Source organism: Koromonas soli, assembly GCF_059726265.1.
In genome coordinates, this window is record NZ_AP040872.1 from 939304 (window position 1) to 958672 (window position 19369).

General features: G+C 58.5%; 20 protein-coding genes. 9 read left to right on the plus strand and 11 right to left on the minus strand.

The genetic code is table 11. The annotated features are described in order from the left end of the window. Positions 1–4: 4 nt before the first annotated feature. Positions 5–1072 (minus strand): gluconeogenesis factor YvcK family protein, encoded by a 1068-nt coding sequence (locus AC6IY8_RS04090; RefSeq protein WP_497777422.1) that lies wholly within the window; start codon positions 1070–1072, stop codon positions 5–7. Between the two features lie 45 nt (positions 1073–1117). Further along, on the minus strand, positions 1118–1684 hold the full coding sequence (locus AC6IY8_RS04095; protein ID WP_497777423.1) for a tetratricopeptide repeat protein: 567 nt from the start codon (positions 1682–1684) through the stop codon (positions 1118–1120). Positions 1685–1874: 190 nt separating this feature from the next. Between AC6IY8_RS04095 and lepB the strand changes: the two genes are divergently transcribed. From lepB to AC6IY8_RS04130, 7 genes are all read left to right on the plus strand, one after another. Further along, positions 1875–2438: a signal peptidase I gene (lepB, locus tag AC6IY8_RS04100; RefSeq protein ID WP_497777424.1), complete on the plus strand. Its 564-nt coding sequence runs from the start codon at positions 1875–1877 to the stop codon at positions 2436–2438. Positions 2439–2462: 24 nt separating this feature from the next. Beyond that, a complete protein-coding gene (locus AC6IY8_RS04105) occupies positions 2463–3089 on the plus strand; it encodes an NAD(P)-dependent oxidoreductase (RefSeq protein WP_497777425.1) in 627 nt (208 codons plus the stop codon). Positions 3090–3131: 42 nt separating this feature from the next. Continuing rightward, on the plus strand, positions 3132–3917 hold the full coding sequence (locus AC6IY8_RS04110) for a hypothetical protein (protein ID WP_497777426.1): 786 nt from the start codon (positions 3132–3134) through the stop codon (positions 3915–3917). Positions 3918–4056: 139 nt separating this feature from the next. Further along, positions 4057–5235, plus strand: a complete 1179-nt coding sequence (carA, locus tag AC6IY8_RS04115) for a glutamine-hydrolyzing carbamoyl-phosphate synthase small subunit (protein WP_497777427.1) — start codon at positions 4057–4059, stop codon at positions 5233–5235. Next, on the plus strand, positions 5223–5834 hold the full coding sequence (locus AC6IY8_RS04120) for a hypothetical protein (RefSeq protein WP_497777428.1): 612 nt from the start codon (positions 5223–5225) through the stop codon (positions 5832–5834). Before carA ends, AC6IY8_RS04120 begins: the two co-directional genes overlap by 13 nt. A gap of 54 nt (positions 5835–5888) precedes the next feature. Then, a complete protein-coding gene (gene carB, locus AC6IY8_RS04125; RefSeq protein ID WP_497777429.1) occupies positions 5889–9185 on the plus strand; it encodes a carbamoyl-phosphate synthase large subunit in 3297 nt (1098 codons plus the stop codon). A 4-nt stretch (positions 9186–9189) separates the two neighbouring features. Continuing rightward, complete coding sequence (locus AC6IY8_RS04130) at positions 9190–9633, plus strand: FKBP-type peptidyl-prolyl cis-trans isomerase (protein WP_497777430.1); 444 nt, start codon at positions 9190–9192, stop codon at positions 9631–9633. Positions 9634–9732: 99 nt separating this feature from the next. On the opposite strand, the gene AC6IY8_RS04135 is transcribed toward AC6IY8_RS04130, so the two are convergent. The 9 genes from AC6IY8_RS04135 to AC6IY8_RS04175 all read right to left on the minus strand — a co-directional run bounded on the left by AC6IY8_RS04135 (position 9733) and on the right by AC6IY8_RS04175 (position 17759). Next, positions 9733–10773, minus strand: coding sequence for an IPT/TIG domain-containing protein (locus tag AC6IY8_RS04135; protein WP_497777431.1), 1041 nt, complete (start codon positions 10771–10773; stop codon positions 9733–9735). 27 nt (positions 10774–10800) lie between these two features. Further along, a complete protein-coding gene (locus AC6IY8_RS04140; RefSeq protein ID WP_497777432.1) occupies positions 10801–11364 on the minus strand; it encodes a phosphatidylglycerophosphatase A family protein in 564 nt (187 codons plus the stop codon). Continuing rightward, a complete protein-coding gene (locus AC6IY8_RS04145) occupies positions 11342–11629 on the minus strand; it encodes a DNA gyrase inhibitor YacG (protein WP_497777433.1) in 288 nt (95 codons plus the stop codon). Before AC6IY8_RS04145 ends, AC6IY8_RS04140 begins: the two co-directional genes overlap by 23 nt. A gap of 18 nt (positions 11630–11647) precedes the next feature. Continuing rightward, on the minus strand, positions 11648–13192 hold the full coding sequence (rimO, locus tag AC6IY8_RS04150; protein WP_497777434.1) for a 30S ribosomal protein S12 methylthiotransferase RimO: 1545 nt from the start codon (positions 13190–13192) through the stop codon (positions 11648–11650). Positions 13193–13243: 51 nt separating this feature from the next. Continuing rightward, a complete protein-coding gene (locus AC6IY8_RS04155) occupies positions 13244–13627 on the minus strand; it encodes a hypothetical protein (RefSeq protein ID WP_497777435.1) in 384 nt (127 codons plus the stop codon). Beyond that, positions 13624–14064, minus strand: coding sequence for an EamA family transporter (locus AC6IY8_RS04160; protein WP_497777436.1), 441 nt, complete (start codon positions 14062–14064; stop codon positions 13624–13626). The genes AC6IY8_RS04155 and AC6IY8_RS04160 overlap by 4 nt, the downstream gene beginning before the upstream one ends. A gap of 85 nt (positions 14065–14149) precedes the next feature. Next, entirely contained in the window at positions 14150–15466 is a 1317-nt protein-coding gene (locus AC6IY8_RS04165; protein WP_497777437.1) for a TolC family protein, read from the minus strand. Positions 15467–15498: 32 nt separating this feature from the next. Further along, positions 15499–16503 (minus strand): tetratricopeptide repeat protein, encoded by a 1005-nt coding sequence (locus AC6IY8_RS04170; protein WP_497777438.1) that lies wholly within the window; start codon positions 16501–16503, stop codon positions 15499–15501. Further along, positions 16503–17759, minus strand: coding sequence for an efflux RND transporter periplasmic adaptor subunit (locus AC6IY8_RS04175; RefSeq protein ID WP_497777439.1), 1257 nt, complete (start codon positions 17757–17759; stop codon positions 16503–16505). Before AC6IY8_RS04175 ends, AC6IY8_RS04170 begins: the two co-directional genes overlap by 1 nt. A gap of 240 nt (positions 17760–17999) precedes the next feature. On the opposite strand from AC6IY8_RS04175, the gene AC6IY8_RS04180 reads away from it, so the two are divergent. Continuing rightward, positions 18000–18905 carry a YihY/virulence factor BrkB family protein gene (locus AC6IY8_RS04180; protein ID WP_497777440.1) on the plus strand — a complete coding sequence of 302 codons (906 nt, stop codon included), beginning with the start codon at positions 18000–18002 and terminating at the stop codon, positions 18903–18905. A 25-nt stretch (positions 18906–18930) separates the two neighbouring features. After that, the gene (gene queF / locus AC6IY8_RS04185; RefSeq protein ID WP_497777441.1) at positions 18931–19356 is read left to right on the plus strand and encodes a preQ(1) synthase; all 426 of its coding nucleotides are present in this window, start codon (positions 18931–18933) and stop codon (positions 19354–19356) included. Positions 19357–19369 lie beyond the last annotated feature (13 nt).

The following is a 19369-nucleotide window of genomic DNA, read 5'->3' on the forward strand; positions in this document are numbered from 1 at the left end:
CGAATCAGGTGCGAGGTGAGGTGGCCTGCCGCTCGCTCTGAAGGCGGGCGGGGAGATTGAGCAGGTCGAGCGCGATGCGGTTAATGGCGTGGCGGGCAAAGTGGCTGGCGTCCAGGTAGTCGCCCAAGATCGGGGTGACACCGAGTGCGCGAATTTGGTCGAGGTCGTTGATGAGCGGTTCGGCGTTGTCTTGGGCGTAGCGGGCGCGCAACTCTTCCGGAACGGGAGCGTCGTTGAGCATCACGTAGTCGAAGATGCGGCGCCTGGCGTGATCGAAGATGGCCTCGATGTGTTGCGACGCCGTAAGGCCGGTGCTCTCGTTGGGCTGCGTCATCAGGTTGCAGATGTAAACACGGATCGCCTTCGAGGAGCAGATTGCTTCAGGGACTCCCCGCACGAGGACATTGGGAATGCAGCTAGTGAAGAGCGATCCCGGTCCGATGCTGATGATGTGCGCGTTCTCGATGGCCTCAAGGGCCTGGGGCAGCGGATGAGCGTTGGCAGGTACGAGACGCAGCCGTGAGATGCCGCTGCGACTGGCGGTAATGTTCGTTTCTCCCCTGACACGCTCTCCATTGCGCATGATGGCGTCGAGCTGGACATTGCTGCTGGTGGCAGAAGGATAGATCTCGCCGCGCGTCTTCAGAATGGCGGAGCTGAGTTTTACGGCAAGTGAAAAGTCGCCGCAGACTTCGGCGAGCGCCGAGAGAAAAAGGTTTCCGAAACTGTGGCCATCTAGGCCTCCGCCGCTGAAGCGATAACGGAAAAGCTGAGAGAGTAGCTCTTCGTCGTCGGAGAGGGCGGTCATGCAGTTGCGAATATCGCCCGGAGGCGGCACACCCAACTCTTTGCGCAGGCGCCCGCTGGAGCCTCCGTCATCGGTGACGGTCACGATAGCGGTGAGGCGGGAGATGTAAGGCTCGATGGGGGAAGGGCCAGACGGATCGGCCGGGGAAATGGCTAGAACGTGGCGTTTAAGGCCTCGGAGAAGAGTGGACAGGCCGGTGCCTCCGCCTATGGCGACAACGCGCAGGCCTTCAACTGGACTCGTAATGATCGGCGGTACTGGCATGGAATAGCCGCGACGGGAAGCGAGGGGGATGCGCCTCCCTGTAAATTACGCTCCTACGCTGCCTTCAGGATAAAGCAGCTCGGTGAACCGAGGATCGTCGGCCATGTTTTTGAAATCGGAATCGTTGCGGGCCTGAAAGCGATTGCCTGGATTGAGGCGAATGGCTTTGGCCAAGTGCTGGAGACTTTCGCTGGTGCGTCCGGTGAGGCACTCGAGGACGGCAAGGCCGTACCAGACGAAATCAAGGCCGGGCTTCTGGTTCGATAGGGTTTCGAGATGCTCGCGGGCAGTGACGAAGTCGCCGAGATTCATGAGCGAGACGGCGAAGTCGTAATGTTCCTCTGGGGTGTTGAAGGTGGTCTGTATCCGCTCCAATTGCTGGTTGCAGATGTTGACATGAACCTTGGCCCGGTCTGCCAATTCGCTAATAGAAGACTCGATGACCTTCTGGAACAAAGACTTAGCTTTGTCGAACTTCTGGCTCTGCAAAAGCCGCAATGCCTGCTCGTAGGTTTGCAGCGTTTGGGCAAAGCGCGCCTGGTTTTCATCCTGCGGCTCGGGCTTCGAGTTGGCAGAGGGGCTTTTCGGCTTCACTTCCACTTTTTTGGTCATGCGCCCTTCCAGAAACATGAAACTTACATCCGTTCCGGTCGGTAGAAGTATGGGAACGGTAACTATCTAAGAATACAGCTTTATACCGTTTGGCGGGCACAGCGTCAACCCAGCGAAGTATTTGACGCAGGCGCGCAACCCCAGCGAGCAATCTACGTCTGTATAGAATGAGCATAGTGGAGGACGAGAGATGGAAGAAAATCCGGTTCCTGTTCCGGCGATAAGGCCGAGACACTCGAGTTCCCAGCGGATGGGAATGAGATGGCTTCGCGAGGTCTTCCTGTCGCTGGGGATTTCGGTGTTCATCGTCGTGTTTCTGTATCAACCGGTCAAGGTTGAAGGAACCAGCATGATGCCGGGATTGGCCGACCAGGAACGGATCTTCATCAACAAGTTCGCCTACCGCCTGGGGCCGATTGAGCGCGGAGATGTGGTGGTGTTCCGTTATCCGGGCGACCCGAGCAAGAACTACATCAAGCGCATAGTGGGAGTGCCGGGCGACCATATCGAGGTTCGGCGCGGCGCTGTGTATGTGAACGGCAATCGGCTGGTGGAACCCTATGTTCCCGACCAGTTCAAGGACGAACGGTCTATGAGCGAGGTGACGGTGCCGGACGGAAGTTATTTCGTGCTCGGCGATCACCGCAACCTCTCGAGCGACAGCCGTGATTTTGGGCCCATCGAGCAGGACTCAATCTTCGGCAAGGCGGTCTTCGCCTATTGGCCGACTACGATGTTGGGCAAGCTGCACTAGACGAAATCAGACAAGGAAAGATCGATGAGACTGGCAATCTTCGGCTCAACCGGGGGAACGGGGCTGGAGCTGACGCGTCAGGCGCTCGAAAAAGGACATAACGTCCGCGTGCTGGTGCGAAATCCGAACAAGATGCCGCTGACGAATCCGAATATGCGGATCGTGCTGGGCAATGTGCTGGATCACGAGAGCGTGACAAAGACGATCCTGGGAGCGGACGCGGTGTTGAGCTGCCTGGGGCAGAGGAACCTGTTTCAGAATACGCGGGTGGTGTCGGTGGGGACGCACCTGATCGCAAGCGTGATGAAAGAACAGGGCGTGCGGCGACTGGTGGTCGAATCGGCATTTGGCGCGGGTGAAAGTCTAAGCCTGGCGACTCCGTTGCAAAGGTTGATCTTCGCGACACTGCTGTGGGCTCCTTATGAGGACAAGAACCTGATGGAGCCGGACGTGAAGAGCAGCGGGCTCGAGTGGACGATTTTGCGACCAACGATGTTGACGAATGGCGAGCGCACCGGGAAGTATTCCGTCACGGTGGGACGACGGCCTGAGAAGTCGAGTGTGTCAAGAGCAGACGTAGCGGCTGCGATGCTGCGAGCGGTGGAAGAACGCTTGTGGATAGGCGAGGCTCCGGCGGTAACGGGGATGTAGAAGGCGTTTGCAGTGGGCCCACGGCAATAAGGAGGGATTGTGATGCGCATTCTGATTGCGTTGGTGCTGATGCTCGGCTGCGGCTGGGCGCAGACGGGGCTGCGGATTAGGTCAACATCTCATTCGGATTTCCCCGGGCTGCGTGGGGGGCTCAGAGATAGCGAGAGTACGGTGTACGTGCTGGGAGCTCGCGTTCGAGTTGAGTCGAGAATCGGCGGGCCGGTAATCTTGATACGGCAATGCGATACTCGTAAGTCATACACGCTTCACCCCGATAAACGTGAATATGGGGAGTTGGTGCTGCCGCCGGATGACTTCGCCCAGGCCGCAAAAAAGGCTCGGAACAACGCGCCTACAGAGCCTCCCAACATCATCATCGAAATCACGACGGTAGATTCAGGAGAGACGAAAACTGCTTTCGGGCATTCTGCGCGGCACTACATCACGACCACAAAACAAACGCCTGCGCCGGAGTTGGATCAGGAATCGAGTGAAACGGTGGAGGACGAGTGGTATTTGGATGTTCCAGACCCGATGCTCTGTGACAAGGCTGCCCCGCGGGTAGCTGGTCACATGATGACATTTACGGTCAACGACCGGAGCAGTGCTCGCCCGGAGTTCAGGCACTCAGGGCCGGAGCCGCAGGGATTGGTACTCTCGTCCAAGCGGACGACGACTTCGGCACACGTTCTTCAAACGGGTGAGAAGCAGAAGGTTACGTTCACGAGCAGCCACGAGATAACGGAGATGCAGGAAGAGAAGCTGGATCCGGCTTTATTCGAGGTGCCGCGCGACTTCAAGAGGGTGGACCGATTCACGAGTAGGTAGCGGCAGGGCAAAACGCGAGATGAATATTATGCGGAAAGATGTATTTATATGCATGATAATGCGGGATTTCCACGACTTAAACGTGCACGGAGGATTGAATAGCTGATATCATCTAGAAAATCCACTCCCTGAGGATGCGATGCAAGCTATCCTGGCGCTGGAAGACGGCAGGGTCTTCCGCGGCAAAGGCTACGGAGCGCGGCTCGAACGTACGGGCGAAGTAGTTTTCAATACATCCATTACCGGTTACCAGGAGATCTTCACCGATCCCTCCTATGCTGGGCAGATTGTTGTTCTGACCAATCCCGAAATCGGTAACTACGGCACCAATCCCGACGACAACGAAGCAGGCAAGCCCTACATTGAGGGCCTGATCGTGCGCGAGTTTTCGCCCTACGCGTCGAACTACCGCTCGCACCAGGTGACGGACGAGTATCTGGAACGGCACAAGGTTCCCGTGCTGTCCGATATCGACACGCGCGCTCTGGTGCGGCACTTGCGCGATAAGGGAGTGATGCGGGGCGTGATCTCCACGTCGGAAACCGACGTCGATAAGCTGATCGCCATGGCCAAGGCCACGCCTTCGATCGATGGCCGTGATCTGGCGAAAGAAGTGTGCACGAAAGAGCCCTACCAGTGGACGAAGGGCGACATCGATGAGCGAATCATCACCGTGCCGCATCCGTCGCTGAAGCAGCTTTCGATGGTGACGACGGCCGAAGAGATTTCGCCGGAGAGTGCTGCGGACCGCAAAAAAGTGGTTGCGTTCGATTTCGGCATCAAGCACAACATTCTGCGCAGGCTGGTGGCCTCGGGATGCGATGTGACGGTGGTTCCGGCGCAGACCTCGGCTGAAGACGTGATGAGCCTGAATCCTGATGGCGTGTTCCTCTCAAACGGGCCGGGCGATCCGGACGCGGTGGTGTATGCGCAGAAGACGATCCGCGATATGGCGGGTCGCATTCCAATCTTTGGCATCTGCCTGGGGCATCAGTTGGTGGGATTGGCCCTGGGAGGCAAGACTTACAAGCTGAAGTTCGGACATCATGGCGGGAACCATCCGGTGAAGCAGTTGAAGACCGGAAAGATCGAAATCACGGCTCACAATCACAATTACGCGGTCGATCCGAATTCGCTGAAGCAGAGCGAAGTGGAGCTGACGCACGTCGATTTGAACGACGACACGCTGGAAGGACTGCGGCATCGCACGTATCCGCTGTTCAGCGTGCAGTATCACCCGGAGGCTTCGCCGGGGCCGCACGATTCGCACTACCTGTTCTCGGATTTCGTTCAGATGATGAACGAGTGGCGGGGTTAGTGAAGCGCGCTGTGTTGTTTTCAGTGCTGACCCTCGCGGCTGCGGCAATGGCACAGATGCCGCACGGGCAGATGGGTGGCGGAAACTCCAGTCCAATGGGCCCGATTCCGCAGGATATTGTTGCGAACCGGCAGGAGTTTGGTCGAGTGTGCGGCATTGCCGATACGTCGCGGCAGAGCGCACTGTCCTTCCGTCGGAACGATGCCGGCGAATGGCTCGTAATGGACGCCAAACAGCTTCCGGTGTTGACCGACAGCGCGGCCGCACGAGTGTGGCGCGAGCAAAACTGGATGGTGGACATTCACGACGGCTCGGGCCGGGGAAGACCGAAGATTCATAGCGGACAATTGTGCTATGACCCGCAGGGGCGCATTACGCGCATGGTGGACCGCTACCTGGAAATGGCTGAATGCGGGTGCATGCGGTTCACAATGCTGACCTACGGGCAGGATGGCCGCGTCACAAGGAAGGAACAGCACTTCCTGAGCATGACCTCCGGGCAAGAGATTGCCGCGCCCGAGGCCGCGAAGGACTTTCCTCCGATGTGGGAATATCGCAGGTTTGAACAACTGCCTTTCTATTCGCTGGTGAAGAAGTAACAGACTAATTTGCAGCTTGATCGGCAAGCATTGCAGGTGAGAAAGCATACGTAAATGCCACGTCGCACAGATATATCTAAGATTCTGATCCTCGGTTCAGGGCCGATTGTTATCGGTCAGTCGGCGGAGTTCGATTACTCCGGCACACAGGCTTGCAAGGCGCTGAAGGCGGAAGGTTTTGAGGTCGTGCTGGTGAACTCCAATCCGGCGACTATCATGACTGATCCTGAGATGGCCGACCGCACCTATGTGGAGCCGCTGACGCGGCAGTACGTGGAAGAGATCATCCGGCAGGAAGTGGCGCGCGGAGTAGGCAAGGGCATGGCCGTGCTGCCTACGGTAGGCGGGCAGACCGCTCTGAACCTGGCAGTGGAACTGGCCGACGGCGGCGTGCTCGAGAAGTACGGCGTCATCCTGATTGGCGCGCAGTTGGAGGCCATCAAGAAGGCCGAAGACCGCCTGCTGTTCAAGGATGCGATGACGCGCATCGGGTTGGACGTGCCGCGCTCGGCACTGGTCAACAACTTGAAGGACGGTCTGGATTTCGCGGGCAAGCTGGGATTCCCGGTGGTGCTGCGCCCTTCATTCACATTGGGCGGATCGGGCGGCGGCATTGCGTACAACCGCGAAGAAATGCTGGACCTGCTGGCACGTGGTTTGGATCTTTCACCGGTGCACGAAGTTCTGATCGAAGAGAGCGTGCTGGGGTGGAAAGAATACGAGCTCGAGGTGATGCGCGATCTGAAGGATAACGTCATCATCGTGTGCTCGATTGAAAACTTCGATCCCATGGGCGTGCACACGGGCGACTCGATCACGGTGGCTCCGGCGCAGACGCTGAGCGACCGCGAGTATCAACGCATGCGCGATGGCGCGATCAAGGTTATGCGCGAGATCGGCGTTGAAACCGGCGGATCGAACGTGCAGTTTGCGGTGAATCCGCTGACGGGGCGGCAGATCGTGATCGAGATGAACCCGCGCGTGTCGCGCTCATCGGCGCTGGCATCGAAGGCAACGGGTTTCCCAATCGCGAAGATCGCGGCAAGGCTGGCCGTGGGCTACACGCTGGACGAGATCACGAACGACATTACGCAGAAGACTCCGGCGTGCTTTGAGCCGACCCTCGACTACGTGGTGACGAAGATTCCGAAGTGGCAGTTTGAGAAGTTCCCGGGAGCGGACGAGAGCCTGGGGCCGCAGATGAAGTCGGTCGGCGAAGTGATGGCGATTGGCCGCACGTTCAAGGAATCGCTGCTGAAGGCGGTGCGTTCGCTTGAAACCGGAAAACGGCTGGAGGCGGAAGCCATCGAGCCGAGGATTATCACGAAGCGCCTCGTGTCGCCGCATCCGGAGCGCCTGCAGTATGTGCGCTATGCGCTGCGCAATGGCTGGAGCGTTCCGCAGGTTGCGAAGCTGACGGGAATGGACCCGTGGTTCCTTTACCAATTGAAGGAAATCGGCGACGAACTGAATGTGCTTTCGGAGAAGTCGCTCAACACCATCTCCTACGACGAGATGCGCGAGGCAAAGCGCATGGGCATCAGCGATGCGCGGCTGAGCGAACTGTGGAACCTGCCTACGCGTGAAGGCGTGATCAAGATTTATGAGAAGCGGCAGGGGATGTCGCTGGCTCCGGTGTATAAGCGCGTGGATACATGCGCGGCGGAGTTTGAGAGCTTTACGCCATACATGTACTCGACCTTTGAGGAAGAGGACGAGGCGCAGCCAACATCGCGCAGGAAGGTCCTCATTCTTGGCTCGGGGCCCAACCGCATCGGGCAGGGAATCGAGTTCGATTACTGCTGCTGCCACGCGGCATTTGCGCTGCGCGACGATGGCTATGAAACCGTCATGGTGAACTGCAATCCGGAGACGGTTTCAACCGACTATGACACGAGCGACAGGCTGTATTTTGAGCCGCTGACGTTCGAAGACGTGATGGCGATTTACGAACACGAGGCCAAGGGCAGCGACGACATTGGTGTAATCGTGCAATTCGGCGGACAGACGCCACTGAATCTCGCGCTGCCGCTGAAGCGCGCGGGAGTGAAGATAATCGGAACTTCGCCAGAGTCGATCGATCTAGCCGAGGACAGAAAGCGCTTTGAGAAGCTGCTGCGCGATCTGGATATTCCGCAGTCGCCGGGTGGAATGGCCACCACTGAAGCAGAGGCGCTGGCAGCGGCCGAGAAGGTTGGATATCCGGTGCTGGTTCGTCCTTCGTATGTGCTGGGCGGACGCGCGATGGTGATCGCCTACGATGCGAAGTCGGTGAAGGAGTACATCGAAAAGGCGGTGGAATACTCGCAGGACCGCCCGATCCTGATCGATCACTTCCTGGAATCCGCAACAGAGGTCGATGTGGATGCACTGTGCGACGGCGAGGACGTAGTGATTGCCGGGATCATGGAGCACATCGAAGAGGCAGGCATTCACTCGGGCGACTCGTCATGTGTATTGCCGAGTGTCGATCTATCGCCAGAGGTGCTGGAGACGATTCGGGAGTACACGTTCAAGCTGGCAAGGGCTCTGAATGTCGTCGGGTTGATGAACATTCAGTACGCAATCCAGCGCGATAAGGTGTACGTGATCGAGGTGAATCCGAGAGCATCGCGCACGGTGCCGTATGTTTCGAAGGCAACCGGCGTACCTTGCGCGAAGATTGCGGCGAGGTTGATGACAGGGCGCAAGCTGAAAGAGTTCTTGCCCGAGAACATTGCTCAGCGGAAGGATTTGGATACGGGAGATCACTTCTATGTGAAGTCTCCGGTGTTTCCGTGGAATAAGTTCCCCGGCGTGGACACAGTGCTTGGGCCGGAGATGCGCTCGACGGGCGAAGTCATGGGCGTGGCCGACAATTTCGGAGAAGCGTTTGCCAAGGCTCAACTCGCCGCAGGACAGGCGTTGCCGTCGAAGGGAACGGTGTTCATCAGCGTGAACGAGCGCGATCAGGAATATGTCGCGGAGGTAGCCCGCAAGTTCGTGGACATGGGTTTTAAGCTCGTTGCGACGCACGGCACGGCGGAAACGCTGGAAAAGGCCGGCATGCGCGTGGAGCGGGTGTACAAGGTGAAAGAGGGAAGACCGAACGTGGTCGATCTGATCAAGGGCGACCGAATTCAACTCATCATCAATACGCCTCAGGCGCGTGGCGAGCCTTGGTTCGATGAGAAGGCGATTCGCAGAGCGGCGATCACGGCGAGGGTCCCGACGATCACGACATTGTCGGCGGCGCGCGCGGTGGTGGAAGGTATTCCGGTGCTGCAGGCTGGAGTGGTCAGCATCAGCAATCTGCAGGAGCTGCACGCGACACATCAGGCAGCGAAGCGCGATGCAGTTGCGAAGGAGTAGCACGATGCTCAGAAAAGCACTGGCTGTAATGCTGGTGTTGATGTGTTCCATGTGGCTGGCGGCGCAGAAGGGGCCGCAGCACCCGTCATCGGTGGATGGCGCGACGCCAGTGACATTGCCCAGCGGGTTGGTGTACTGGGATCTGGTTGTTGGTACGGGAAAGACGGCCGCTAAGGGCAGCAAGGTGAAGGTCAACTACACTGGCTGGCTGCTGGAACAGGGAACGAAGTTCGACAGCTCCTATGATCGCAATCAGCCACTGGAGTTCGCAATTGGCGCGGGTCAGGTGATCAAGGGCTGGGAACTGGGTGTCGCTGGGATGAAGGTCGGCGGCAAGCGGCAGCTCAGGATTCCTCCGGAGCTGGCATACGGGTGGCGCGGTCAGCCGCCGGATATTCCGCGGAATGCGTACCTGATCTTCGACGTGGAACTGCTGGAAGTAGAGTAAGTTCGGACGGCGGTGAGTTACTGGGAATCCTAGAGTTGGAAATCGTCAACTCTGGGCCACCTAAGACAGTGTTGAGAGGGCGTCCTGCGGGGCGCCCTTTTATCGTTCGGGGAGTTCTGGCGCCCAGATGAAGCCGGAGCTTTTCCAGGGCAGGAAATAGGCGGCTGAGGTTGTGGCGAGCACGATGGCCTTGTTCGGGTCGAAGGCGATGCCCACGAGATTTGGGCCGCTGATGACGAGCGAGGCTTTCTTGTCTGGGGTTATCTCGATGACTCCACGATTGCCGCGCCATGAAGCAACGAGGAACAGATTGCCTTCGAGATCGAATGCGAGTCCCTGCGGGCGTCCAAGGTTTGAGAAGAAGGGAGTTACGACTCCGTGGGGGTCGATTTCGTAGACGCTGTCGTTAGAGGACGTGGTCGGGCCGGTGACGTAGAGGTTGCCGTTGGGTGAGAAGGCCAGGTGATAGGCGGCTACGCTGGGTTCTAGTGTGGCGAAAACAAATATCTGGCGATCGGGCGCGATTTTGAAAATGGTGCCGCTGCGATCGCCGACATAGAGGTTTCCCTGGGAGTCGAAGGCCAGTCCGGTGGCGACACCCATGCCCTCAGCATAGGTCGTGAGATCGCCGGTGGTGGAGAGGCGATATACGGCGCCATCGTGGCGTGAGGAGATGTAGAGATTCCCGTCAGAGTCGAGCGCGAGGCCCGTGGCGTTCATGATGTCGGCCGTGAGTGGATGGACGGCGGATTCATCATCAATGCGGAAAAGCGAATTGGGCACAGATTGGCCGCGGCCGCCGGAGAAGGTGACGAAGATATTTCCCTCGTCGTCGATTACGGGATTGGCTACGGGGTGCAGGTTTTCCGAAAGCAAGGTGGCCAGGGTGAAATGAACCGTGGCGGAGCCGTGCGGCGTCGTGACGGTCAGCGACTCTCCCGAAGCACTTTCTGGAACGATCACTGTGAGCTGGCTGGGGCTGGCGAAAACGACTGTGCTGAGTGCCTCACCGAAATACACCTGCGCAGGCTCGGTCAGGCTCGTAAGCAGAGCGCGACCACGCACCACGACTTCTCCTCCGGGCAGGGCGAAGGAGGGCTCGACGGAGATGATGACGGGAGATTCTGGCTTTGGACTCATATTTGCGCGCGCTTGCGTTCTGAAGAACTATCTTACGATGCCCAAGTGCAATAAGAACTGCAGAACAAGGAACCCGTAGAAACCGGCGCCAAGATCGTCAACTATGATTCCCACACCTTCCGGACGCAAGCGCTCGAGTAGGCGGATTGGCGGGGGCTTAACAATATCAAATGCGCGGAAAAGTATGAAGCCTGCCAACTGCGCTTTCCAGGTGAGCGGAGCGGCAACGAGGGTGAGCATCTGCCCGGCAACTTCATCGATGACCACGTGGGATGGGTCGTCGCGATGGCAGGCCCGGGCCGTCAGGGTTGCCGCTGGAATGCCGATGGCTGTGGCCAAAGCGCAGTAAGCCAAGGCCCCCACAATGTGCAAGTTGGGGGGGAGTGCCCGGGCAATGAGCGCCCAAGTCAGTACCGCGCCAAGCGATCCCCAAGTGCCGGGGCCGGGCTTGAGCGCACCCGCGCCGAAGAAGGTTGCGACCGTCCATGCCCAATAAGGGCGAGTAGGGCGGGCGGAGCCTTTCTTGGTGTGCGAGGATGCGGGCTGATGTTGGGCGGTCGTGTGTTCCTCAGTTGGGCTTGCGGCGTCCATCAATCTCGCTTTCGTTCAGTTGGCCGGAGGCTTCGGGGCCTTTGCGCAGGTTTCCGATCTGCCGCTGCCTCGGCTCATTGTACTCGGCTTCGCCACCAGATTCAGGATCATTCATTGGCGACGAGATTACGTAGCCTTCGCTGATCCACTTGCCGAGATCGACCATGCGGCAGCGGTCGGAGCAGAAGGGAAAGTCGGGATCTGTAGCCATAACGATCTTGCGGCACGTGGGACAACGTAAGGATGCAGTCTTCTTCTTCGGCATGGGACAGTGTTCAGTTATCTAAATCAGCCGGGCCACGAGATCGTACTCATGTGTTTCTTCGACGATCGCGCGGTGGAAGCTTCCGGCTTGGGGCGACTCGTGGTCGCCAAAATCGTTGATGAAAACTTTGCCATCGATCTCAGGAGCATGCGCCGGAGTGCGCGCCTCCCAGAGGAGGTCGGTTTCGTCGCTTGGGCCCTCGAGCATGACTTCGATTTCGCGGCCAATCCATTTCTTCATGCGCTTACGGCTAATGCGCTTTTGAAGTTGCATGAGCTTGCGGCGACGGCGTTCGATTTCCTTCGATGGCACCTTGTCGCCGAGAAGATAGGCGGGCGTGCCCTCTTCGTCGGAATAAGCAAAGACACCGAGCCAGTCGAACTGGGCGGCGGTGACGAAATCGCAAAGCTGCTGAAAATCTTCTTCGGTCTCACCGGGGAAGCCAACGATGAACGAAGTGCGCAGAGTGACATCGGGAACGGTTTGTCGAATCTTCGCGATCAGCTTGAGGAAGATTTCGGCCGAGCCGCCACGCTTCATGCGCTTGAGCATGGCAGTGGAGGCGTGCTGCAAGGGGACGTCGATATACCGGCACAGGCGAGGATATTTCGCCAGCACCTCGAGCAGGCGAGGCGTGACCTTGTTCGGATAGGCGTAGAGGAACCGTACCCAGCGGAGGTCTTCGACTTGGGCGAGCTGCTCGAGCAGAAGGGCAAGGCCATCCTGAACGCCGAGGTCTTCGCCAAAGCAGGTTGTGTCCTGGCCTATCAAATTGATTTCGCGAACGCCCTCTGAGGCGAGACGGCGTGCCTCGGTTACTACCGACTCGATGCTGCGCGAGCGGAACTTGCCGCGAAGCTGGGGAATGATGCAGAAGGCGCACGGGTGGTCGCAGCCTTCGGCGATCTTGATGTAGGCCGAGTGACGGGCGGTGGCCAGCATGCGCGGCGTGGTTTCGTCGTAGAGATAGCTGGGCAGCTCGGCTGTGGCGCCGTCCCACGCGTCGCGTGCGAAGCGTCCCGCCTTCTCACGGGCATCGCCTTCAGGACGCGACGTGGACTCGTGCAAGCCGCTCTTGAGCTGCTGGGAGGCGCTGGCGTGCGGATGCGTGCCGCTGCCGAGAATGTTGAACGGAGTAGATTGCTTGGGCGTGGGAGCAATTCCGGCGGCGGCCAGAATGTCGGAGAGCTCGCCTGTTCCAAGAACCGCGTCCACCTCGGGAATGTTCTTCTGAATCTCGTCGCGATAGCGCTCGACGAGGCATCCGGTGACGATCAGCTTCTTGGCTCGGCCGTGCGTCTTGTGTCCGGCCATCTCGAGAATGGTGTCCACGGATTCCTGCTTGGCGGTGTCGATAAACGAGCAGGTGTTAACGACGATGATGTCGGCATCGTCGGCGTGGGCGGTGATTTCGGCCCCAGAGGTGGACAGCAGGCCCATCATGACCTCGGAGTCAACCAGGTTCTTGGGACAGCCGAGGCTGACAAAGCCGACACGCGGACGCGCGGACGTCGTAGAGGATGGCGCACTGTTTTCTGTGGGGGTACTGGTGTTGATCGGCATTCCTACAGATATTTTACCAGCACCGGGGCGGCCGTTTCCGGCAGGGCAAAATTACGAGTTGGTGAGTAGAAGAACTCCGCAGCAGACCAGGATGGTGGCGAGCCAACGCCGCTTATCGACGTTCTCGTGCAGGAAGAATTTGGCTCCGAGGGCGTTGGTCACAAAGGTGAGGGCGGCGGAAGCCGGTCCCATCAGGCTCAGGTCGGCCCAGGAGAGGCCAACGAGATTGCTGAAGAAGGCCATAGCCATGAAGAAGATTCCGCCGAACAGAGCGCTGCTGGAGAGAACGCGAGCCGCGACGGCAAGGATGCCGTGCTTGCGCCGGAAATCGCCCAGGTCGCCGATGCGGCGCATGGCAAGCGCAATGAACACATCTCCGGCAGCGGCAGAGCATACAACGCAGAAGATGCAGAGCCAGGTGTAGAGGGACCTCATACGCGGCCTCCGATGGTTTGGTCTCCCATCACTTCGCTGTCGGAGACTTCGGCGGGCGGATGTTCAGTTCGGGATGGACCTCCTGCGACTAGACCCACGCCAGCCACGATGAGGCTGATCCCAGCCCAGCGGCGCAGGCTTACGTGCTCGTGCAACCAGAAGATGGAAAGCAGGGCCATGAAGACATAGCTGATGGCGGTGGCCGGGAGCACGTACGTCAAGTCGGCGAAGGAGAGCGCGGTCATGTAGCTGTACATGAATCCGATGAGGAACAGGATTCCGAAGATCACGTAGGGATTGGAGAGTGCAGTGAACACGTGCGCCAGATGGTGTACGTCAATGACTCCTACGTCTTTCATTCCACGCGCCAGGAACGTGTCTCCGATGGAGCTGAAAATGACGACGAAAAGTAGAACAAGGTATTTGCGAAAGTTCAAAACGTGCTTCCTGGGCGATGGCCGATCATGTACGTGTTAGATTCCAGCTTGCCGGAAATTGAGCGAAAGCGCAAAACAGGCAAGGCTACTTTCCAAGAGCCCATGTGCGCAGCTCCCCGACCTGTCGCAGGAGCTTGAGCTGAGCCTGCAGGTACTCGAACTGACTCTGCAAGAATGATACCTGCCGATTGGCGATATCGGCGCGAGCCATTTCTTGATCCTGCGCAGTGGCCTTGCCGTTCTGCACCATGAGTTGCACGGCGTCAATGTTGGCCTGTGCGAGTTCGAACTCGAGGCGCGAGACCTTGGCGGCAGCTTCTAATTGCGATAAGGCGCGTTGTGAGCGCACTGCATCTGTCGCGACCTGATCGCGGACAGCTTGCGCGTCGGCCTGGGCACGAAGCGCCTCGGCGTCGGCGGCGGCAGCGCGAGCGTTCTGACTGAGATTGAAAAACGGAACGCGAAGATTGATTCCGAAGCTGTAGTTATGACGAGTGAAGCTCTTGTAGTACTGGTCGTAGTTGTTGAATGATGCGAGCTCTTCGTATTGTCCGGCAAAGTCGAAGGATGGATAGTTGACGCGGTGCTCGGCACGAGCGCGCAGTTTAGCACCGCGCACATGCTCTTCGGCGACGCGAACGGCGTTCGAGTTCGCAAGCGCTAAGCGGGAAACATCGTCATCGCCTTGAAACTTGGGTGCGGAGGGAATGGAGTCTGTCACGGTTTCGACCGTAGAGGGTTTCCGTCGGAGGGCAAGACCGAGACGCTCGCGCAAAATGTCGGCAGCAGCTTGCAGCTCGGCGATGCGGAGGTCAACACGCGCGAGATCGAGTTCGGCGCGCTTGCTCTCGATGGCGCTGCCGAGACCTTCCTGCTGGCGTTGCTGAGCAACGAACATAGCCTGATTTACGGCGTCGCGCTGCTGTTTGGCGTAGTTCAGCCGCTGTATGGTGTTGTCGAGTTCAATGTAGAGCAGGGAGGTATCGAGAATGACCTGCTCGGTGCGGTCAACATAATCGGTATTGGCAGCCACCGAGTCGCTGTGTGCCGCGCGCACCACGTCACGCTGAGCGAGGTTGAAAACGGTCTGACTGTGGCTGAGATTGAACAGCGAAGGAGCCTGCCCTGCAATTGAGACTGGGATGCCGACGCTGTAACCAAGTCCGGAGCCAAATACTACGGTCGGGAAATACGCATCGCGCTCTGCATGGTAGCGTTCGGCGGCGCGGGCGCGGTCGGCAGAGGCCGCCAGCATGACGCCGCTGTTCTTCAGCGCGATTTCGATAGCTTGGCGGAACTCAATCGGCTCAGCGTGGAGAGGCATGGCGGCGAACTGCGCAGCAGCAAGGACCAGAGCTGCGAAAACACGAGTTCGGAGTCGTCGGGGGCGTAAGTTCATCATGCGTTCGTTCTCCTCCGCTGGCTGGGGCGCATCTAGCGCTGACCCAGACGCCGAAGCGCATCCGCGGCGGGGCGATAGGAACTGGCTAAGGAAAGCGAAGCCCGGTACTCGACAGCAGCACGGGTTGCGTCTCCGCTTTTCAGCAGGATTTCGCCAAGCAGATAGTGCGCGCGAAATGCCGGAGCGATTTCTTCAGTATGCCCGCTTTGAATATAGGCGCGCATCTGCTGCGCGGCCTCGGGCAGATTGCGATTGGTGTTCAACAATAATTCGGCGACGTCGTATCGATCGCTGGGGCGAATGCGCGGCGACTTGATGGCATGCTGCACCGCGTCTTCAAAAAGATCCCAGCGCTTGCGACCCTTGAGGTAATGCGCGAACTCGAGATAGGTGGAAGCCGAATTGTCGAGGCGAATCGCGTCGGCGTACTCGCGCTCGGCCTGGGCGTGGTTGCCGTCGTGCGCGGCGACAAGACCGCGAATCCAGGCGGCGTCCGCTGGATGTTGAGGCGCAAGCTCGGCGGCCAGCGCCAGGGCTTTATCTGTTCCGCCACCGACGATAGCGGGGGCTGTGGCGTAATACTCACCAAGATCGCGGGCAATATCGATGCGGCCGCGATCGAGGCTGCGCGCGGTAGTGAACGCGGCAACGGTCTTGCGAGCGAGCGAGTAGGCCGAAAGCGGGCCGGCTACATTCGCCTTTTCGCCATAGCTGCGGCCAAGCCAGAGCTGATAGCTGGCGTTGCGGGGATCCAGTTGAGCGGCGCGTTCACAGTTGCGCACGGCATTGTCCCAGTCGCCGAGAGCGTAGTAGCTGCGGCACAGAAAATGGAGGGCCGAGGCATTGCCTACAGCGGCCTGCGGGACTAACAAGCGAATGGCATCGTCGATGCGCCCGGCATCGAGCAGCTCTCGTGGAGCGTTGGATTCGGCCTGGGCAGCAGAGCCCAGAGGACAGAGCAGAAGAAGGATCAATATCAGCAGCATGCGGCTCACCTCATACTGCAAACACGGGCGGACGCGGAGTTCTCTCGTCATTACGCTGGATTCTCTACGATTTTTACCTCGACACCATCCGACATGGGCGACGGACTAAAGGATTGAACACCTATGGTGTCATTCTGGGTGATGCCACTTACGACTTCGACGCGAGTCAGATTCGTGATGCCAAGCTTCACTTCCTGACGCCACAAGTGGTTGCCCTTCAGCACATAAACGTAGTTGTGACCGCCATCTTCGCGGACCGCTTCACGCGGCACGGTGAGAGCATTGTCTTTATTGTTGGCAATGATCGTGGTGCTTACGTTGACGCTCGGCAGCAAGAGGCGATCGGAGTTATCCACCTTGCAGAGGATCTCTCCCACGACTCGTGAGCCACGGCTGACGACCGTGGATGGCAGCGTGGTGACCGTGCCCTGCCATACTTTTCCTGGCATGGCGTCCCAGGTGATCTTCACGGTTTGCCCAAGGGCCAGACGGCCGATTTCCGGTTCGTCCACAAAGGCGCGCACCTGAAGTTGGGAGAGGTCGGCCTCCATAAGGAGGAGATCTCCAGTGTTGACAAAGGAGCCTACTTTAGCCGGGAGGAAATAAACAGTTCCGTCGAATGGCGCGCGAATGTTGCAGTTGCGAACGACCTCTTCGGCGAAATCCACTGCAGCCTTGGCTTCCGCGATTTCCGACTGCCAGCGAGCCTGATCCTGGGGCGAGTAACGCACCTGGGACTGCAACTGGTTGAGGTCAGCCTTGGCGCGAGTGAGACGGTCACGGGCGGCGATGACTTCATCGGGAGTGGCGGCGCCGCGCTGTTGCAGGCGTTCGAGCGAGGCAAGTTGCCGCTCGGCGGAATCGCGCTCAATGATGGCCTTTTGCAGATCGGCCTGTCGCGAAAGCACCTGCTGCTGATTGCCTCCGGCGAGCAGGTTGGAGTATCCCGCCTGCGCTGCTTTTAGACGTGCCTGGGCCGTAGCCAGATCACTGCGTGCGCGCGAGTCATCGAGCACGAGCAGCAACTGCCCGGTCTTTACGGTATCGCCTTCTTTCACAAGCACCTTGCGAACCGAAAGCGCCAAGGGCGCATGAGCTTCGAAGCCGTGAATAGGCTCAACCTTGCCATTGGTAATGATGGAACTCGAGAGGTTCTGGAGAGTTGGCTTTACGACAGAGACGCGGATGCGGCGAGGCCGAAGCTCAAGGTAAGCTCCAGCTGCAAGAAGAATCACCAGCAGAATTGCAATCGTCGTTATCCAGCGCCGACGCGCTCCGCCAGAGCTGTTAGTAGTTCCGTTAGGCATGAGTAAGAACTTTCAGTATATCTGAGCAATCGATTCCCAGGGTCAACAGTTCCAGACTAGGAGGTTTGTTGCGGGTTTGGCAAGTTACTAGCTTGATTTGCCAAACCTCGATGTTTCTTGGACAAAGTGACAGAATTTGCCCTGCCGAGCCACGAATGCATGTGGGGAAGTGGGCGCGAAGCGAAAAACTGTCATCGAAACTTCAGCAAGCTCAAACAACTGCTGAATAGAGGTATGAGGATGCCGGCGCGTAGGTGGGGAAACATTCTTAAGAGTGCAGTCACGGACGTGAATCAGAATCACACGATGGCTTTTGCTGCGGGGCTCTCCTACTACTTCGTGCTAAGCCTTTTTCCGGCCTTGATTGCTCTTTCGGCAGTCGTTGGCTACCTCCCCATTCCTAACCTGTTCGATCAGACGCTCAGCCTGATGGCGCGCTTTGTTCCGCCGGATAGTATGGGAGTAGTGCGGCAGATTGTGCATGACGTAATCACGCCGCATAAAGGTGCGCTGCTGTCGTTCGGATTGCTCGGCACGCTGTGGTCGGCATCCAGCGGGTTTGCTGGAATGATCGAAGCCCTCAACGTGGCCTACAACGTTCCGGAGACGCGTCCCTACTGGAAGACGCGCGGACTAGCGGTGGTAATGACGTTTGCCGTGGGTGGGCTGCTGTTGGTGGCACTTGCGATGATGCTGGTGGGACCTCGATTTGGCGAGTGGATGGCAGGAATGTTGCACCTCAGCTATGTGTGGGCGCGCGTGTGGCCAATCATCCGGTGGGCAGTTTCTGCCGCATTCATCGTCATGGCCGTGGAGCTGTTGTACTTCATGGCCCCGAACGTGAAGCAGAGATTTTGGCATACGTTAACGGGAGCCGTGTTTGCCGTGACGGGCTGGCTGGTGCTTTCGTTCGGACTGGGGATCTACTTCCAGAGATTTGCAAATTTCAATAAGACCTACGGCGCGCTGGGCGGGGCGATTGCATTGATGACATGGCTTTACTGGAGCTCGTTTGTGATCCTGCTTGGAGCGGAAATCAACAGCGAGGTGCTGCAGGCGAGCGGCGACGGAACTCTTCCGCTCAAGGAAACTCCTCCGGAGAGGGTCACCCCGAAACCGGCAACGGCGAGCGATATCGCCGCCTAAGCTGCTGGTCAGCTAAAATAGCTGAATGGCATCCAGAACGAACACAACCACTCCGGGAGCGACGCGCCTCGGCTACACCCCTGACCACGCCGCAAGTGGGTTGGACCACAAATTTCCTGAAATCGAATGCTGGCCGAACCAGTTTTCGGCCTACGAGATCGAGATCGACATCCCCGAGTTCACTTCGGTGTGTCCGAAGACGGGACTGCCGGACTTCGGCACAATATGGATTCGCTACGTGCCAAACAAGCTCTGCTTTGAGCTGAAGTCGCTGAAGGAATACATCAACGAATACCGCAATCTGGGTATCTTCCAGGAGAACGTTGTGAACAAGATACTGAAAGATGTCGTCAAGGCCTGCAAGCCGGTTTCCTGCGAAGTGCGTGGACAGTTCCATGCGCGTGGCGGGCTGGGAACGATGGTTGTGGCGCGCTATCCGCGACAGAAGTAAGAATCAGCGGTTC

What these genes read in the sequence shown, in the direction of transcription:
- AC6IY8_RS04090 (WP_497777422.1), bottom strand. Translation starts at nt 1,072, where the DNA reads ATGCCAGTACCGCCGATCATTACGAGTCCAGTTGAAGGCCTGCGCGTT.
- AC6IY8_RS04095 (WP_497777423.1), bottom strand. Translation starts at nt 1,684, where the DNA reads ATGACCAAAAAAGTGGAAGTGAAGCCGAAAAGCCCCTCTGCCAACTCG.
- lepB (WP_497777424.1), top strand. Translation starts at nt 1,875, where the DNA reads ATGGAAGAAAATCCGGTTCCTGTTCCGGCGATAAGGCCGAGACACTCG.
- AC6IY8_RS04105 (WP_497777425.1), top strand. Translation starts at nt 2,463, where the DNA reads ATGAGACTGGCAATCTTCGGCTCAACCGGGGGAACGGGGCTGGAGCTG.
- AC6IY8_RS04110 (WP_497777426.1), top strand. Translation starts at nt 3,132, where the DNA reads ATGCGCATTCTGATTGCGTTGGTGCTGATGCTCGGCTGCGGCTGGGCG.
- carA (WP_497777427.1), top strand. Translation starts at nt 4,057, where the DNA reads ATGCAAGCTATCCTGGCGCTGGAAGACGGCAGGGTCTTCCGCGGCAAA.
- carB (WP_497777429.1), top strand. Translation starts at nt 5,889, where the DNA reads ATGCCACGTCGCACAGATATATCTAAGATTCTGATCCTCGGTTCAGGG.
- AC6IY8_RS04130 (WP_497777430.1), top strand. Translation starts at nt 9,190, where the DNA reads ATGCTCAGAAAAGCACTGGCTGTAATGCTGGTGTTGATGTGTTCCATG.
- AC6IY8_RS04135 (WP_497777431.1), bottom strand. Translation starts at nt 10,773, where the DNA reads ATGAGTCCAAAGCCAGAATCTCCCGTCATCATCTCCGTCGAGCCCTCC.
- AC6IY8_RS04140 (WP_497777432.1), bottom strand. Translation starts at nt 11,364, where the DNA reads ATGGACGCCGCAAGCCCAACTGAGGAACACACGACCGCCCAACATCAG.
- AC6IY8_RS04145 (WP_497777433.1), bottom strand. Translation starts at nt 11,629, where the DNA reads ATGCCGAAGAAGAAGACTGCATCCTTACGTTGTCCCACGTGCCGCAAG.
- rimO (WP_497777434.1), bottom strand. Translation starts at nt 13,192, where the DNA reads ATGCCGATCAACACCAGTACCCCCACAGAAAACAGTGCGCCATCCTCT.
- AC6IY8_RS04155 (WP_497777435.1), bottom strand. Translation starts at nt 13,627, where the DNA reads ATGAGGTCCCTCTACACCTGGCTCTGCATCTTCTGCGTTGTATGCTCT.
- AC6IY8_RS04165 (WP_497777437.1), bottom strand. Translation starts at nt 15,466, where the DNA reads ATGATGAACTTACGCCCCCGACGACTCCGAACTCGTGTTTTCGCAGCT.
- AC6IY8_RS04170 (WP_497777438.1), bottom strand. Translation starts at nt 16,503, where the DNA reads ATGACGAGAGAACTCCGCGTCCGCCCGTGTTTGCAGTATGAGGTGAGC.
- AC6IY8_RS04175 (WP_497777439.1), bottom strand. Translation starts at nt 17,759, where the DNA reads ATGCCTAACGGAACTACTAACAGCTCTGGCGGAGCGCGTCGGCGCTGG.
- AC6IY8_RS04180 (WP_497777440.1), top strand. Translation starts at nt 18,000, where the DNA reads ATGCCGGCGCGTAGGTGGGGAAACATTCTTAAGAGTGCAGTCACGGAC.
- queF (WP_497777441.1), top strand. Translation starts at nt 18,931, where the DNA reads ATGGCATCCAGAACGAACACAACCACTCCGGGAGCGACGCGCCTCGGC.